Here is a 14,635-nt window from a genome sequence, read left to right as displayed (position 1 = left end):
TCTTATTTCATAATTGTTGGCTGCACACCAACAACAGCATCAAATGCTTTTTGTTTAAGTTGCTCATCACTAACTCCCTTGACCGCATACCTATCCATGATCTCATTAATTTGTCGATATTCTTTTGGATAGACTTTAACGAAATGATGTTGTTCTTTTTGCCAATTATCCAGCAAGTATTTTGCCTTCAGTGAACCAGTATAGTGATAGTGCTTTTTAAGCAACTCAAGGAGAAGCTGATCGTTGCCTTTTTCGTTCAATTTAAAAAGCTCGATCATTTCAAAATTACATTGTTGTGCGAAAGTATCTTCTGGATCATATACATACGCTAAACCACCAGACATTCCGGCACCAAAGTTGCGGCCTGTCGAACCTAAAACGACTGCGACCCCATCAGTCATATATTCACAGCCATGATCTCCGATTCCTTCAACAACAACATGTGCACCAGAATTACGAACACAGAAACGTTCGCCTGCGCGGCCGTTGAAGAAGGCCTCACCTGCAGTAGCACCAAAACATGCCACATTTCCTACAATTGGTGCATTACTGAATAGCTGCTGCGCACGTTTGGGAGCCCGGACTATTAATCGACCACCGCTCAAGCCCTTGCCAACATAATCATTTGCCTCACCGATCAACTCAAGTTCTAGTCCCTGAGTAATAAACGCGCCAAAGCTTTGACCGGCAACACCTGTATATTCAAATTTCAAACGTCCAGCAGGAAGCCCGTCATTGCCGAAACGTTGGGCAATCCAGCCACCAATTCGTGCTCCTACAGTCCGCATTCGATTGTTAATCGGCTGTTTAATTGTAACTTGTTTGCGTCCTGCAATAGCTGTTTGTGCAAATGCATTCAATTCTGGCCACTGATCTTTCGGTGCAAAAGGATTAACGGCCTTACGTTTGATTCCAATTGAAGTTCCCAAAATTCGTGAAAAATCAAGCGATTTAGCTTTTCCCTTAGCAATAAACCTTGGTTGCAGGTTTTCAGTGTGACCCACCAATTCATCAATTGTGCGGTACCCTAAAGTAGCCATTTCTTCACGTAAGTCTTCAGCGAGAAATTTCATGCAATTTTTAACGTGCTCTGGTTTACCAATAAATAATTTGCGTAAACCCGGATTTTGAGTAGCGATACCCGTTGGACATGTATTTTTACTACATACTCTCATCATGATACAACCAATCGAAACCAATACTAACGAAGCAAAGCTAAATTCCTCAGCCCCTAACATAATTGCAATTGCAATATCACGTCCGGTCATCAATTTTCCATCTGTTTCAAGTGTTGTTCGTTGACGTAAATTATTGAGTGCCAGCGTCTGATGAGCTTCAGCCAACCCCATTTCCCATGGTAGCCCAGCATCTCTGACCGAATTACGTGGTGCTGCTCCAGTCCCACCATCATAACCACTAATCACAACTTTATCTGCTCCGGATTTGACCACTCCAACAGCAATCGTACCGACTCCTGTACTTGAAACCAGTTTAACTGTAATTTTTGCAAATGGATTGACTTCTTTTAAATCATGAATTAACTGCTTTAAATCCTCAATTGAATAAATATCATGGTGAGGCGGTGGTGAAATTAATCTAACACCAGGAACAGAGCCACGAATCTCGGCAACCCACGGGAAATTCTTATTTCCTGGCAGTTGTCCACCCTCACCTGGTTTAGCACCTTGTGCCATCTTAATCTGAATTTCTTCGGCGCTCATTAAATACTCAGCATTGACACCAAAACGTGCTGAAGCGACCTGTTTGATTTTGCTATTTAAATTACGTCCATCTTTTTGAGGCCTGAAACGGTGGCGGTTTTCGCCACCTTCACCACTATTACTTTTTGCACCAAGTTCATTCATTGCCTGAGCAATGCATTCATGTGCTTCTTGAGATAAAGATCCAAAACTCATCGCTCCAGATTTAAAACGTTTAACAATTTGGCTGACAGGTTCAACTTCGCTCAAAGGAACTGCCGTTCTTTTTTGTTTGATCTCCCAAAGTGAACGAAGTGTTGTGGGTGTATTCAACTCCTCTTGTCGCATTTCTTTCACATAGTCTTGATAAAGTGCATAATCCCCGCTGCGAGCAGCCTGTTGGAATTTATACATTGTCAATGGGTTATAAAGATGGTGCTCGCCATCACGACGAAATTTAAAACTGCCACCAGAAGAAAGAGGCTCTACAGCTTTTATCCCGAAAGCACGTTGATAGCGTTCTAAATATTCTGCTTCAATCTGATCAAGCGTAAGACCACCAATCCGACTCTCTGTTCCAGTAAAATATTCATCGACTACTTTTTGAGAAAGTCCAACTGCTTCAAATAACTGCGCACCTTGGTACCCCACGATAGTTGAAATTCCCATCCGACTCATCACCTTGACAATGCCCTTTTCTGCCGCATGCCGATAGTTCGTCAGTTTATTACCTAATCCATAAGCTTCTAAAGTTGCGTAAGCTCCATAAGGGTGGATTGCAGAAGCTCCATAGCCCAGCAAAGTAGCAAAATGATGGATCTCACAGGCTTCACCAGTATCAACGATCACTGAAGCTAATTCACGTTTACCTTTACGCACCAAATAATTATTAAGACCTGAAACTGCCAATAATACTGGAATGATTAATTTATCCCGTGTCGCTCCACGATCCGTTAAAAGCAGTAGGTTTGCTCCATTATCAATTTGACTTTCAGCTTCCTTGAACATGTCATCTAGGGCTTGCTCCAACCGGTTCGTTCGTGGAACGTTTTCGTAACACAGTGAAACTTCAGCGGCCTTAAACCCATACTTACCTTTACCGTTTAAGTGACGTAATTTTTCATATGCCGCAGAACTCAGAAGCGGCGAGTCCAGCTTGATTTTTTTTGCATTTTGAGCAACATCACTAGTAATATCACCGTCAGCGCCTAAAAACATCTCAGTCCCGATAACCAACTGTTCACGAATTGCATCAATTGGAGGATTTGTAACTTGAGCAAACTGTTGCTTAAAATAAGTAAATAAAGACTGCGGTTTTTTGCTTAAAACAGATAAGGGTGAATCATAGCCCATCGAAATTACAGGTTCTTCACCATTTTGCGCCATCGGAATCAGTGCGTCTTGAATAACATCTTGAGTGTAACCATGTCGCCGCCAGAGTATTTTTAAAGCGTTGGCTGACAAGTTTTCATCAACATCTGCTGCTGGTAAATCATTTAATAAACATTGTTCGCTCTTTAACCAAGTGGCATAAGGATGCTTTTTTGCATAGTGCTCTTTAATTTCAGCAGTATGATAAAATTTGCCCATGTTAGTATCTACTAAAATCATATCTGCAGGTCCGAGGATCCCCTTTTCAAGAATATCCCCAGGTGCAACGTCGTAAACTCCGGTTTCAGAAGCAACCACTAAGAAGTTCCCCTTAACCAACTGGTAACGTGATGGCCGCAACCCGTTTCGATCCAACGCAGCACCAACCTGAATTCCATCAGTAAAACAAAGCGCCGCTGGTCCATCCCAAGGTGCTATAAAACTAGCATTATATTCATCAAAAGCTCTTTGCCTTGCAGTCAGCTGTGTTCCTTTTCCCCATGCTTCTGGTACCATCATTAATAAGATCTGTGGAATATCACGTCCATTACGATAGAGATATTCCATACAATTCTCTAATTTAGCGGAATCAGAATCTTCTTCGTTATAAATTTCAATATTATGGCTGACCATCCAATTTTCAGCCCGTTTTAAAGTATTAATTTCTCCGTTATGAGCTACAAAACGAAATGGTTGTGCTCGTTCCCAACTAGGAAAAGTATTAGTTGAAAAACGTGAGTGGATCAAAGCAATAGCCGCTCTCATTGTTTCATCGTGCAGATCCGGATAAAATTCCCCCACTTGGTAAGCATGCAGCATTCCCTTATAACAAAGTGTCCGACTGGAAAAACTAACAATTGCGAATTCTTCGACCGAGAAAGTTTTTTCTAAGTGGCGCCTTAGACGATACAATTCATCTTCAAATGCACGTCCGACTGAAATACCAACCGGCTTACGAATAATCACTTGTGCAAAACCAGGCATCGCTTTTTGTGCTGTCGGTCCGCAACTCTCATATACATAAGGTACATCACGTACTGCTAAAACTCTAAAACCAGTTTCAGTAATTTCGTCCATCACGGAATGTAACATTGCTTGCTTCTCATTTTCTTTTTGAGGTAAAAACAGCATTCCAACTGCATATTCCCCAGCCGCTGGTAATTCAAACCCTTTTTGAGCTGCATATTTCCTGAAAAATGAATCCGGCATGGATAATAAAATTCCAGCACCATCACCAGTATCAGGTTCAGCACCTGTTCCTCCACGATGATTCATGCGCTGCAACATAGTCAAGGCTCGTTCGACTAACTCATGACTTGCAGTGCCGTCAATCTGAGTGATAAATCCCATTCCACAAGCGTCATGTTCAAAAGCCGGACTATACATACTTTTATTATTAAATTTCATTGACTTCCCACCTTAATCTACAATTGTACCCTTTTGCTAGTTAAAAACTGAGCATTTTAAAAAAAGCGTTTATTAAAATAAATCTAATGGTGTTTTAATTTTAAATATCAATTTAGAAAATAACAAGCTGTTACAAGCAATTCTTTGCAAACAAAAGTATTTGGCCATAAAATTTTTGTTATATAATATTAATTACTTTTTTAAAATTTTTCTTATTTAACTAGGCTAATGCTATAGTTATGATTTTTATTGAGCATTTCTCTGAATTATTTTTATTTTCTAAGCCCATTTATCCTATTAATTCTTGCAAAAGCTTCGCGTTGCTGTAGTTTTGCAAGCAACTACAAAATACTGTACGCTTAACATAACAGCTCAAACATAAACCCTGTAATCACCTTATAAAACAGTTAATGATGTTTAAAAATGAAAGCAAGTTTAAAACTCATCATTGAAAAAAATGTAGTTTGCAGCATTTAAGGCTCTAAATTATCTTTTAAGAAAATACGTAAAATTTTAAAAGAAAGGCAGTGAAAAGATGTCATTATTCAATAGTAATAAAAATATGAATGGGATTTTGCAAGACAGGGGCTCTCAGATTTAAATCCGGATTCTCTTTGGCAGGTCAAAGCTATTTTAAGCGAACTTGAAGAAGAACAGCTGCTCAGAAACAGTAAAAAAATCGTCTCTAGTGATCTTGTTTCAGAAAAAGCTATTGCTAATTATTTAAGAGCGATTGTTGAACAAAATTGGATCTTAATATCGCAAAATGATCAGCTCATCAAAAAACTCGACTCAAAAAACAGTAGTTCAACTGAAAATAAATAGTTTCTAAAAAATTCAAAAAATTAAAGAACAACACCTCGCATAAACCAGAAATCTTTAAAATGGATTTAGTATAGTTTTGTAAATCGTAAGCAATATCACCTCTAATAAAAAACTAACTGGACATTGCTTCCTGATTTACTGCTGAATTTCAATTATTATACTTTTCTTTGTCTAGACGTTATACTCACAAGTAGTATGAGATATATTAAATAGGAGGTGTGTAGCTTGATTAAGTTAAAGCTGACAGTAAATAAAAATACCACTTTTAAATCTGAAGACAAAAAATATTTTGTTCAAGCAATTGTTTACCAAGAAGTTGGTAAAGATGCGATCAAAGCGGATATATCAGATAGTAACATTGACAGTCTTAAAGGTAAAAAGCTCGATTTTAAAAACATTGACGACGTTTTAGAAATTAAGGTTCCAGATGGCAGCCTTAAAATTGGATTCTAAAAAAATAATAAAGGAGTGTGGCTGCAACTTTGCCTCACTCCTTCTATACATAATAATTCTAATTCTGCTTCTGGTTTGAATATAATATTTTTTATCACTGAGTTTCTTTAGTGTCTACACGCTTAATGCTATCTTCAGTGGAAAACCCATGCGGGTAGCGCTTCTTTAATTTATTAATATTAAGCTGCGCAATCTCAGCTAAATCAAGGTTTTCAAAGCTCGCAATTTGAGAGATATACCACATTACATCCCCTAACTCTTTTGCCATATCCTGCTTATCTAGCTTATGCCCATGGAAATATACTTTCTTGATCAGATCTGTAACTTCACCCGCCTCACCTGAAATACCTAATCCATAGCATAATATTTCATTTTTCAAACTTGGTGTAACAGTTCTTGCTGATATTTTTTGATACTCGCTAAAATTCATTGCCGGCTCCTTTTTTTATATTTATCCATCTCAGAAATGATTTTTTTATAATATGGCATTTTTTATTTTAAAAATGCAATTAATATTACAAAAAAGCCAACAAATAAGTTGGCTTGAATAATTTTCAGTTTCAATTTGGTTAAACCATAGTAGCTATTTTAATGAAGCGCAGTTGCAAATGCAAAGATACCAAAAAAAATTCCTGGTAAATTGGCCAAAAAAACAGGCCAATCACGATTCTTTTTAAAATATGCATAGATACACCAAAACAAACAATTTATCGCTGCAACTAGCGGCTGAATTGGATTTCCATAATCTCCTTGTAAATTACTCATGATCTGTGGAATATATGAAACATACATTAATACAGATAACACTGTCGCAACCCTGCCTAAAACTTGGATAAATTTATCTTCTTCCTTCAAGAAAGAGCCTCCTTAAATCAATACCAGCTTCAATATAAATGCAATTGTATAACATTCACAAGAATGATTGCAAGTAACAGCTGCCCTTTCAGTGTCGCATAACCACACTTCTACCAAGAAATATCATGCATCAACTAGATCATAAAAAAACACTATTTTTCGTTTTAAAATTCCCTTGTTATGTATCATTATGTCATTATTTCACAAATACTTTTTACCTATATAAAGCACTTTTTACGTTTTCAAACTATACACAAAAAAATAATAAGCCGCTCTATTATTTAATATTCATTTTGTCTTAAATGATGGTTAAGCACTAGCAAAACAACTAGAGCAATAGCCGTATATACAGCACCACCAATTCCTAATGACTTAAGACCAAAAGAGCTCACCAAACCTCCGCCTGTCGCAGAGCCAATCGCAATTCCAAGATTTGAAAAAATTGAATTAAATGAAGAAGAAAGGACCATTGATTGAGGATACGAAGATTCAGCAACACCCATATAAAAAATTTGAATAGGCGAGTTTAGCAAGTACATTGTAAATCCTAAAACAAATAAGTCGAGCAATGCTATCCATTTAAAATCAAAAAAAAGAGGCAGCAAAAGCAAACTCAACCCCTGAAAAAGATAGACCTTTTCCATTGTTTTAAGACCTTCTTGATTGGCAATCCGACCACTGATCTGGTTACTCAAAAGAGCCGCAAAACCGTATGCAAACAAGACAACAGTAACAAAATTATCACTGAAATGAAGACCAGAAACAGCAAGCGGTCTTAAATAAGTGTAGACAACATAAACTCCTGCCAAATTAAGAGTGGGCAATAAAATGCCAAGCATAATCCGCTTATCCTTAAAAATTGCTAATTGTTCAATAATTCGTGTTGCAGGCCCCTGTGTCAATTCCTTAGGCAAGGAACGAGATACCAAAATCATCAAAATAATTGTAATCCCAGCTATTATCCAAAAGACAACCCGCCATCCCCAGTGATCACTCATCCATGTACCTAGAGGAACCCCAAATACGGATGCAACGCTAAAGCCGGAAAAGACCCATGAAACCAGCCAAGCTCTTTTTCGCGGTGGAGCAATGAAAGCAGCAAATGTGATTGAGATTGAAACAGCAGGTCCTGAAACAACTGCGGTAATGATTCTTGAAATATTTAAAATCGTATAATTTGGGGCAAGAGCAGTTAATATATTACCAATTGTAAAAACAATAAATAATAAGGTTAGAGCATTGTACAAGCGATGCTTTCCAACCATCACCGTTACAATTGGAGTAGCAAGTGCATAAATAAAAGCAAATGAAGTAACTAGAAAGCCTACCTTAGTAATACTAACATCAAAGGTAGCTGCTAAGTCATTCAGAATACCAATAATAATATATTCGCTCATTCCCAAAACAAATGAGAGTGCAACCAAAAGTGCACTTTGCACACCAAACCTTTTCATCTCTAGTACTATCCCCCTTGAATAATAAGAATAAATATTTGTTTACTATGGCATAAACAAAACACTTAAAGCATAAACTCAAAACAGTTTTTTAGGAAAAAATCAGCTTAAAAATAATAAAGAAGCCCATAAGAATACCGTTAAATTAGCCTTCTAGGCTTGATTTAACGGTTAATAAAACATAAAACCGGCTGCAGGAAACTTTATTCTGAATAATTTATGTACATCAATGCAAGAAACAAGACTGCTGTCAAAAGTAATATTGCACAAAACAACTCTAGTTTTTGTAATCTTCTTTGAACTTCAATGATATTCTTTTTATCTTCACCGACAGCAAATCTCAGGTCATTATCTGGATGAGTATTTAAATACTTTTTTTGAAGAATATTTTTCTTCCTTTGCAATTTGTTTTTGAAGAACCAGACCACAGTAAATGTCACTATCGGCACAAACAACATTATATCATCATACTCAAGAAAATTAACCTGCACATTATTATCACGCCCTCAAGACCCATAGAACACAGTATCAAAACTGTGAAGGTCCTGACAGCCTTGATATACTTTGAATCGAGCTTCGCAAACTCATAAACAGTTTTAGCATTTCTGGCTTTAATTCTATGCTTGTCACTAAAGTATTTTAAAAGTCTTTTTCTTTCTCATTTATTTAGCCTTTTTTCGTGATGCCCGCAGTAATTAACGAATAGAGCCTTATTATTAACAATACATAAAGTAAAAAAATTCAAACCAAAATACTGCTATTTAATCATTCTCCTAACTTGTACCTGTACCTCTTTCTCAAAGATGCTGAGATATTTCATGTGTTCTGCTTTAACTTCTCGCAACTTTTAATTGCCGAAAGTAAGATCCAATAAAACAGAGAAATATTTTATTGAAAAAAACAAACACAACAGCTGTAATCCAAACAAAAACACCCTCATTAAGATAGCAGCAGATGGTCCCCAAAAATACTTGTTTTCAATATACTTAAACTTCACTGCACAGCTGAAAAAGATAAGAAAACAAGGTATCATAAAAATTATGTACTTGCCCTTACCCCAAGAATTTACAGCATTGATTCCGACATGCATTGGAATAACATTAGGTAAATAAAAGTATAAAACACAACTTAGAATCAATTCCAAAATATAGATTGTAATAAAACAGTAAAACGAACTTTCATAAATGATATTAAATTTATTCATTAATCTCATCTCTTACCGAGGATCGAAGTGATTATAGCATGGTTTCAAAAAAAGGAAAAGCATTGGTCAGCTAATTGGTATATCCCTAAGTTTATAATACTTAGGCCAGTACTTAAAGTACAAAATAATTCGGTCCATTTAAGCGCAAGCATTATTAAATACAAGAGTACTCTATTAATCAAAGTAAAGGCAATGATTGTAATAGAGATAAGAATAGCTTCACTAATATTGCACCGGGTATGTTTGACAGATACTTTTAGTTTACAAAATCAGGTTTGCATATATAATTAATTCCCATTAAAAAATTGGCAAAACAAAAATTGCATATTATATTTTTCACCAAAGGTCTACAGAATTCAGACTTATGTGTAATGGTATGATTCCAGGTAAATAAAAATATAGACTACAAGCTAAAAACAACTCCAAAACATAAACTGCTATAAAAAAATAAAAAGAACGTTTATAAATATTATTGTTTTTTCCACTTATATCTTTTCCTTTTTTTGATCTAAAAAATTATATCTTTTTAGTGACAGAAGAAAATTTTCCAATGCAGCGTTCGTATAGAGCTTTGTATGTTCCAAGCAGCTTAAAAATATGAACATAAAGGACACCGTTAAAATTGTGCATACTGTATGTTTGATTAAATAACACATATACCTTAGTTAAAAACATCACGAAAACGTTATCTGATACAAAAGGACCGTTAATTCAGCGCCTCTACAAAATTAAACTGCACTCTAAAATCATCTGTAATTAAATATGTTTAATGCACAAAAGGAGTGTGCCAATAATCGTTAGACTTTGAGCATTAACTGCTACTTATGAACATAGTCCGAATTTGACTATGAGTAAATTTGTGGTTAAACGGAAAAGACTGACTATTGAAACACGTTGATATAAAATTGCAAAAGAGTCCAAAAAAACTGAGCCAAAACATAAGTTTTGACCCAGTCCCCTATTATGAAATCAAGAAACTTTTATGAGATAAAGCAACTTGACTACTAAGTAAACCGTAGCTAATGTCCCATGTAAGCAATTATAGGAGTAGGTTATAAAGGAGCACTAGCTATGGTTGCAAGATTATCATAAGGCATGTTATTGGGCAAGAATATAAAGCAAAAGCTTTTATTATAAATAAGTTTTCGCTTCCATCTTTTTAACATTAACCTGCTACCTTACTGCTGAAGAAAAAACAAATTATCTCTACAATAAACATTATTTTATATCGTCTATATCGTCAATTATTTTTTTGAATAAGGCTTAGTTTTTCTTTCAATAAAATCATACAATTTATCAAATGTTTCTGTATCTCCTGTCGGTTCATTACTTATAATACGAAATGTTTGACAGTTTTTAGCAGCAACATGATAGGCTGATATTGTTCTTAAAAACTTGTTACCATTGTCATAGTCTATATAACAGTAAATAAAATGAATAACTTCGTCTTCCAATGTTTTTGGCCGATAGTAAAAACCATTTTTCATATCTCGTATATATTTATTTTTACCATACAGATAGTTTCCCTTCCTCAAAATTTTGTTAAGTAAAGTCAAATATTTTGAATAACTAATCAAAATTTTTTTAGTCCGTCCCTTTTCATTTCTTTTTAGACCGGCTAAGTTCATAGTATTCTGTAAAAAAATTTTCCAGCGATTGCTATCAAACCACCTGCTAATGCTGACAAAACCGATAGACTAGTTGATGTGAATTTCATCACTTTAACTCCTCTTTTTATATTCAAATCCTTTAGAAGCATAGCACGAAAAAAGGACTAGCTTTTCACTCACAACTTCAGGCCTAAATACACTGATATACAATAAAAAAATATACCCACTTGATATATTTTATGTAAACACTATAATGTTTTCTGGATAACTATTAGTTATATTAAATAATAATTTTTAATGACTATTGCTTAGTAAGCAGGAGAAAAATAATGGAGAAAGCACAAAAACATTTTATTTATAGTTTAGATAAACGCATAGAGCAAGCGCTTAACGCGCAGGAAAAAGAGTTGCATAGTTCAGAAACCCTTAACGATGATTTGGCAATGTTTAAAGTAATTGAGCACCTCAGAAAATATATTTCTGAAAACAGATTCATTCAGCTCAGACTTTATAAAATGTACCAGAAAAATAAAGAAGCTTTGAACACTATTAATGAAAGAAATAACTTCTATTAACTTACTACACATACAGGGAGTGTGCCAATAGTCGTTAGGCTTTGAGCATTAACTGCTAATTACAAACATAGACCGAATTTGACTATGGGTAATTTGTGGCTAAACGGAAAAGACTGACTATTGAAACACGTTGATATAGAATTGCAAAAGAGTCCAAAAAAACCAAGCCAAAACATAAGTTTTGACCCAGCCCCAATTCAATCGAAAATGATTCAATTTTGCCGATAAGTTTTCCCAATTACTTTAATTTCTAATTTTGAAGCTAACAGAAGGTTAACAACTTTCCAAATAATTACGGCTACGAAAATAAAAAATAAAAAAGCTGGTAAATCAACGATTTACGAAGATTTACCAGCTTTACAAAACGTATAATTGGGCATACTGGACTCGAACCAGTACATTGCGGATTCAGAGTATAAGGGCTGATATAACAACATTTCTAATATTAAACTAAGTAATATTAACAAAAAACATTCACAAAAACATTCACAAATTTCAAAAATACTTAACCGACAAGGAGTGACACCTATTTAACGAGGTGTCTTTATTTTGGATTAATTTTCAAGACTTTTTACAACATATTGTGTGCAAATGGAAGTCAAGCACCGTATATGGTGTTTTTTGCATTGACCTATTATTTAAAAAATATTATAATTAAATCATCTTAGGTAATGAGGGTAATTTATGAGATACTTCAACAAAGTATACATGAAGACATTAAGATTTATTCTGTGATTGCAACATTTTTTCGAAATGAATAATGAACAACAATAAATTAAGGAGATAAATTAATGAAAATTTCTGATTATTTTAAAGTAAATCCCAAGGATTTAAATTGTGTTGATGTTGATAGTTCTACAGATATTAAATTTTACCTTGACCCTACAAAGATTGCACTTTGTAAAAACAAGTATTTCAGAGGCGATATAGCTTCAAAAAAGATTGAAGATTTTTTTGAAACTTTATTAAATCTAAAAGAACAAGGAAAGACAAAAGAAATTAAGGACATACTAAATGATATTCATGAAATTAATGATACGCATTTAGGTAATTCTAAGGTTAAATCTAAAGGACATGGTCCGAAAGTTATCCCACTTCAAAACTCTATTTCTAAAATATATGATGTAGAATCAAAAGTGGAAAAAGAAATATCACTACTTACTTTACCTATCATGTTTGGTCTCTTTGTAGAAGATTTTGGTCCTGACAGTTACTCAGATATTATTACAAGTATAATTTATGAGGAATTAGAAGAGTACACAGAAAAAATTCTTGGGAAAAATCATCAACATGCTATACACTTGGATATACCAGATAGAAAATCATGGAATGAAAACACTCATTCATGGCAAAAGATTAATAAAAAATACTTTTCAATAAATGGTGATAGAATAGTATTTGTACCCAAGAAAATAGCCGTTAGAAATCATTCACTTTCATCCGTTAGTTACGTTAACTCTATAGTTCTCAAGTTTGTAAAGAAGTCTTGGGAAAAAAAACATGGTGTAAAAACTACTCAAAAGAAAATGGCTGCTTTAGTAAAGTCTGAATACCCTCAAATGCGAAGTAAACAAATAGCTTATATGATTGGCTTAAAGAATCCCAGAGAATTTTTACAATTTGCTAATAGAACAAGTAAAATTATCTGAAAACTATAATACCTCCTTTAATAAAATTACGATGATTTCTCCTTTAGGCTTAGTCAACCTAAAGGTTTTTTGTTATGGTGTAATTTATAGGTACTACTACATTAATTTAGACATTAAATAACACTTCACAAACTTAATTGCATTACTGTTTCCTATTTAATCTATCTACTTCTTTTTGACATTTCTTACAAATTCCATTTAGCTTATCTGGCTTCGTTAAATTTGCATAAAAAGATGTTACTCGTTTTCTTTTATGGCAACGTTGACACACTTTAGTTACAGGCATAAGAGCTCATCTCTAATATAACTTATAATCTTATCTTAAAACACAAATAAAACTAAATCTACTTATCTATTTCTAACATACATATACATATCTGATATTATCTATTTCAATTTCATGTAACTTGTCTTCCACATCTTTTAAGATAATCATCCCACCATTGTATCCTTGGATTATTCCTTCAAGTTGCTCAAGTTCTTCATCTGTTGATACGTTTTGCAACTGAATGGTAGCATTTATCTTGTACTGCCAACTTAATTTGAGGCGTTTAGAGATTAATTCTAGTGACTGCTTAGGTTTAGTAACAATTTTAGGCTTATTAAATTCCCTTTTTAATGCTGCTGTGTGGTCTGATAAAAAGAAGCCTTTCCATTTCAACATACCTCGGTCGTGATAGTCATACTTAAAGAAGTTATTAACGATATCCATAAACTCATCATCTTTTTTATCCAATGTAATTCACCCTATTCAAATTATACGAACATGTGTTCAAATTGTAAACAAAAAAAGAGCCATCTTCCATTTCAGAAAGTGGCTATTCTTACTATTCTTTTGAATAAGTTATTATATATGACCCTAAAGTACTTTCAACTTTTTTAACTTTTACAATTACTGATTGCCCTTTTTTCACTTTAGGATTCTCAGTAGATACAAAATTTAAATGCTTACCAGTTTCTATGTTATACCCAAAAGCACTATTTGGAGCTAACTTTGTAACCTTAATTTTTACTGTTTTACCATCAATACTTTTCCCCTTATTCAGAGCTTGTTCAGCCTGTGCTGTTGTATAATCAGCCTTTTGTGTACCACCACAAGAGGTTAAAAATAATATTGATAACAACATGATAATAATTATTTTACTTTTTTTCATTAATTTACTCCCCCAATGTTATATTTTAATATTACCTTATTTTTAGATAAATTTTCAACAAAAAAGAGCCTATCTAAATTAATAGATAGACTTCCCTATAAGTAACTATTTCTTAGAATTTTAATTATATCACATTTAAAATGGCTTTACACCTGCTCCTAAGTCAATATTTGGTACATGTTTTTCTAGACACTTGTTCTGATTCTTTCAGTGTTGAACCAATTAATATAATTTGAAATCCTGAGAATTAAATCCTCAAAGCTTGAGAAGTGCGTTTGAAAGACAAATTCTCGTTTTAATAATGAGTGAAAAGCTTCTATTTGGCTATTATCGTAAGGATACCCTTGCTTAGAATACGAATGGACGATTTGATGTCGT

The 14,635-nt window shown here is 34.1% G+C and carries 12 protein-coding genes; 3 read left to right on the top strand and 9 right to left on the bottom strand.

Annotated features, from left to right (window positions below):
• Window positions 1-2: 2 nt before the first annotated feature.
• The gene (gene gltB / locus FD46_RS05265) at window positions 3-4,478 is read right to left on the bottom strand and encodes a glutamate synthase large subunit (protein ID WP_057896121.1); all 4,476 of its coding nucleotides are present in this window, start codon (window positions 4,476-4,478) and stop codon (window positions 3-5) included.
• 1,050 nt (window positions 4,479-5,528) lie between these two features.
• On the opposite strand from gltB, the gene FD46_RS05260 reads away from it, so the two are divergent.
• Window positions 5,529-5,756: a hypothetical protein gene (locus tag FD46_RS05260; protein WP_057896120.1), complete on the top strand. Its 228-nt coding sequence runs from the start codon at window positions 5,529-5,531 to the stop codon at window positions 5,754-5,756.
• A gap of 94 nt (window positions 5,757-5,850) precedes the next feature.
• Here FD46_RS05260 and FD46_RS05255 read toward each other — a convergent pair whose 3' ends face one another.
• The 5 genes from FD46_RS05255 to FD46_RS05230 all read right to left on the bottom strand — a co-directional run bounded on the left by FD46_RS05255 (window position 5,851) and on the right by FD46_RS05230 (window position 10,897).
• On the bottom strand, window positions 5,851-6,186 hold the full coding sequence (locus FD46_RS05255) for a nucleoside triphosphate pyrophosphohydrolase family protein (RefSeq protein WP_057896119.1): 336 nt from the start codon (window positions 6,184-6,186) through the stop codon (window positions 5,851-5,853).
• A 158-nt stretch (window positions 6,187-6,344) separates the two neighbouring features.
• Complete coding sequence (locus FD46_RS05250; RefSeq protein ID WP_057896118.1) at window positions 6,345-6,611, bottom strand: SemiSWEET family transporter; 267 nt, start codon at window positions 6,609-6,611, stop codon at window positions 6,345-6,347.
• A gap of 281 nt (window positions 6,612-6,892) precedes the next feature.
• Complete coding sequence (locus tag FD46_RS05245) at window positions 6,893-8,065, bottom strand: MFS transporter (RefSeq protein ID WP_057896117.1); 1,173 nt, start codon at window positions 8,063-8,065, stop codon at window positions 6,893-6,895.
• 203 nt (window positions 8,066-8,268) lie between these two features.
• Complete coding sequence (locus tag FD46_RS05240) at window positions 8,269-8,556, bottom strand: hypothetical protein (RefSeq protein WP_057896116.1); 288 nt, start codon at window positions 8,554-8,556, stop codon at window positions 8,269-8,271.
• A 1,957-nt stretch (window positions 8,557-10,513) separates the two neighbouring features.
• Complete coding sequence (locus tag FD46_RS05230) at window positions 10,514-10,897, bottom strand: hypothetical protein (RefSeq protein ID WP_057896114.1); 384 nt, start codon at window positions 10,895-10,897, stop codon at window positions 10,514-10,516.
• A 311-nt stretch (window positions 10,898-11,208) separates the two neighbouring features.
• Between FD46_RS05230 and FD46_RS05225 the strand changes: the two genes are divergently transcribed.
• Window positions 11,209-11,454, top strand: coding sequence for a hypothetical protein (locus FD46_RS05225; RefSeq protein ID WP_057896113.1), 246 nt, complete (start codon window positions 11,209-11,211; stop codon window positions 11,452-11,454).
• A 791-nt stretch (window positions 11,455-12,245) separates the two neighbouring features.
• The gene (locus tag FD46_RS05220) at window positions 12,246-13,103 is read left to right on the top strand and encodes a hypothetical protein (protein WP_057896112.1); all 858 of its coding nucleotides are present in this window, start codon (window positions 12,246-12,248) and stop codon (window positions 13,101-13,103) included.
• 358 nt (window positions 13,104-13,461) lie between these two features.
• Here FD46_RS05220 and FD46_RS05215 read toward each other — a convergent pair whose 3' ends face one another.
• The 3 genes from FD46_RS05215 to FD46_RS10220 form a co-directional block, all read right to left on the bottom strand.
• Window positions 13,462-13,839, bottom strand: coding sequence for a hypothetical protein (locus FD46_RS05215; RefSeq protein ID WP_057896111.1), 378 nt, complete (start codon window positions 13,837-13,839; stop codon window positions 13,462-13,464).
• A gap of 91 nt (window positions 13,840-13,930) precedes the next feature.
• On the bottom strand, window positions 13,931-14,257 hold the full coding sequence (locus tag FD46_RS05210) for a hypothetical protein (protein ID WP_057896110.1): 327 nt from the start codon (window positions 14,255-14,257) through the stop codon (window positions 13,931-13,933).
• A gap of 185 nt (window positions 14,258-14,442) precedes the next feature.
• The coding region (locus tag FD46_RS10220) for an IS3 family transposase (protein ID WP_157047095.1) at window positions 14,443-14,635 on the bottom strand (193 nt) is incomplete at its 5' end.

The organism is Liquorilactobacillus oeni DSM 19972 (assembly GCF_001436275.1).
In the GTDB taxonomy this organism is placed as follows: Bacteria; Bacillota; Bacilli; order Lactobacillales; family Lactobacillaceae; genus Liquorilactobacillus; species Liquorilactobacillus oeni.
The sequence above is the reverse complement of the archived record's forward strand: the minus strand, read 5'-3'. Positions and strand labels throughout refer to the sequence as shown.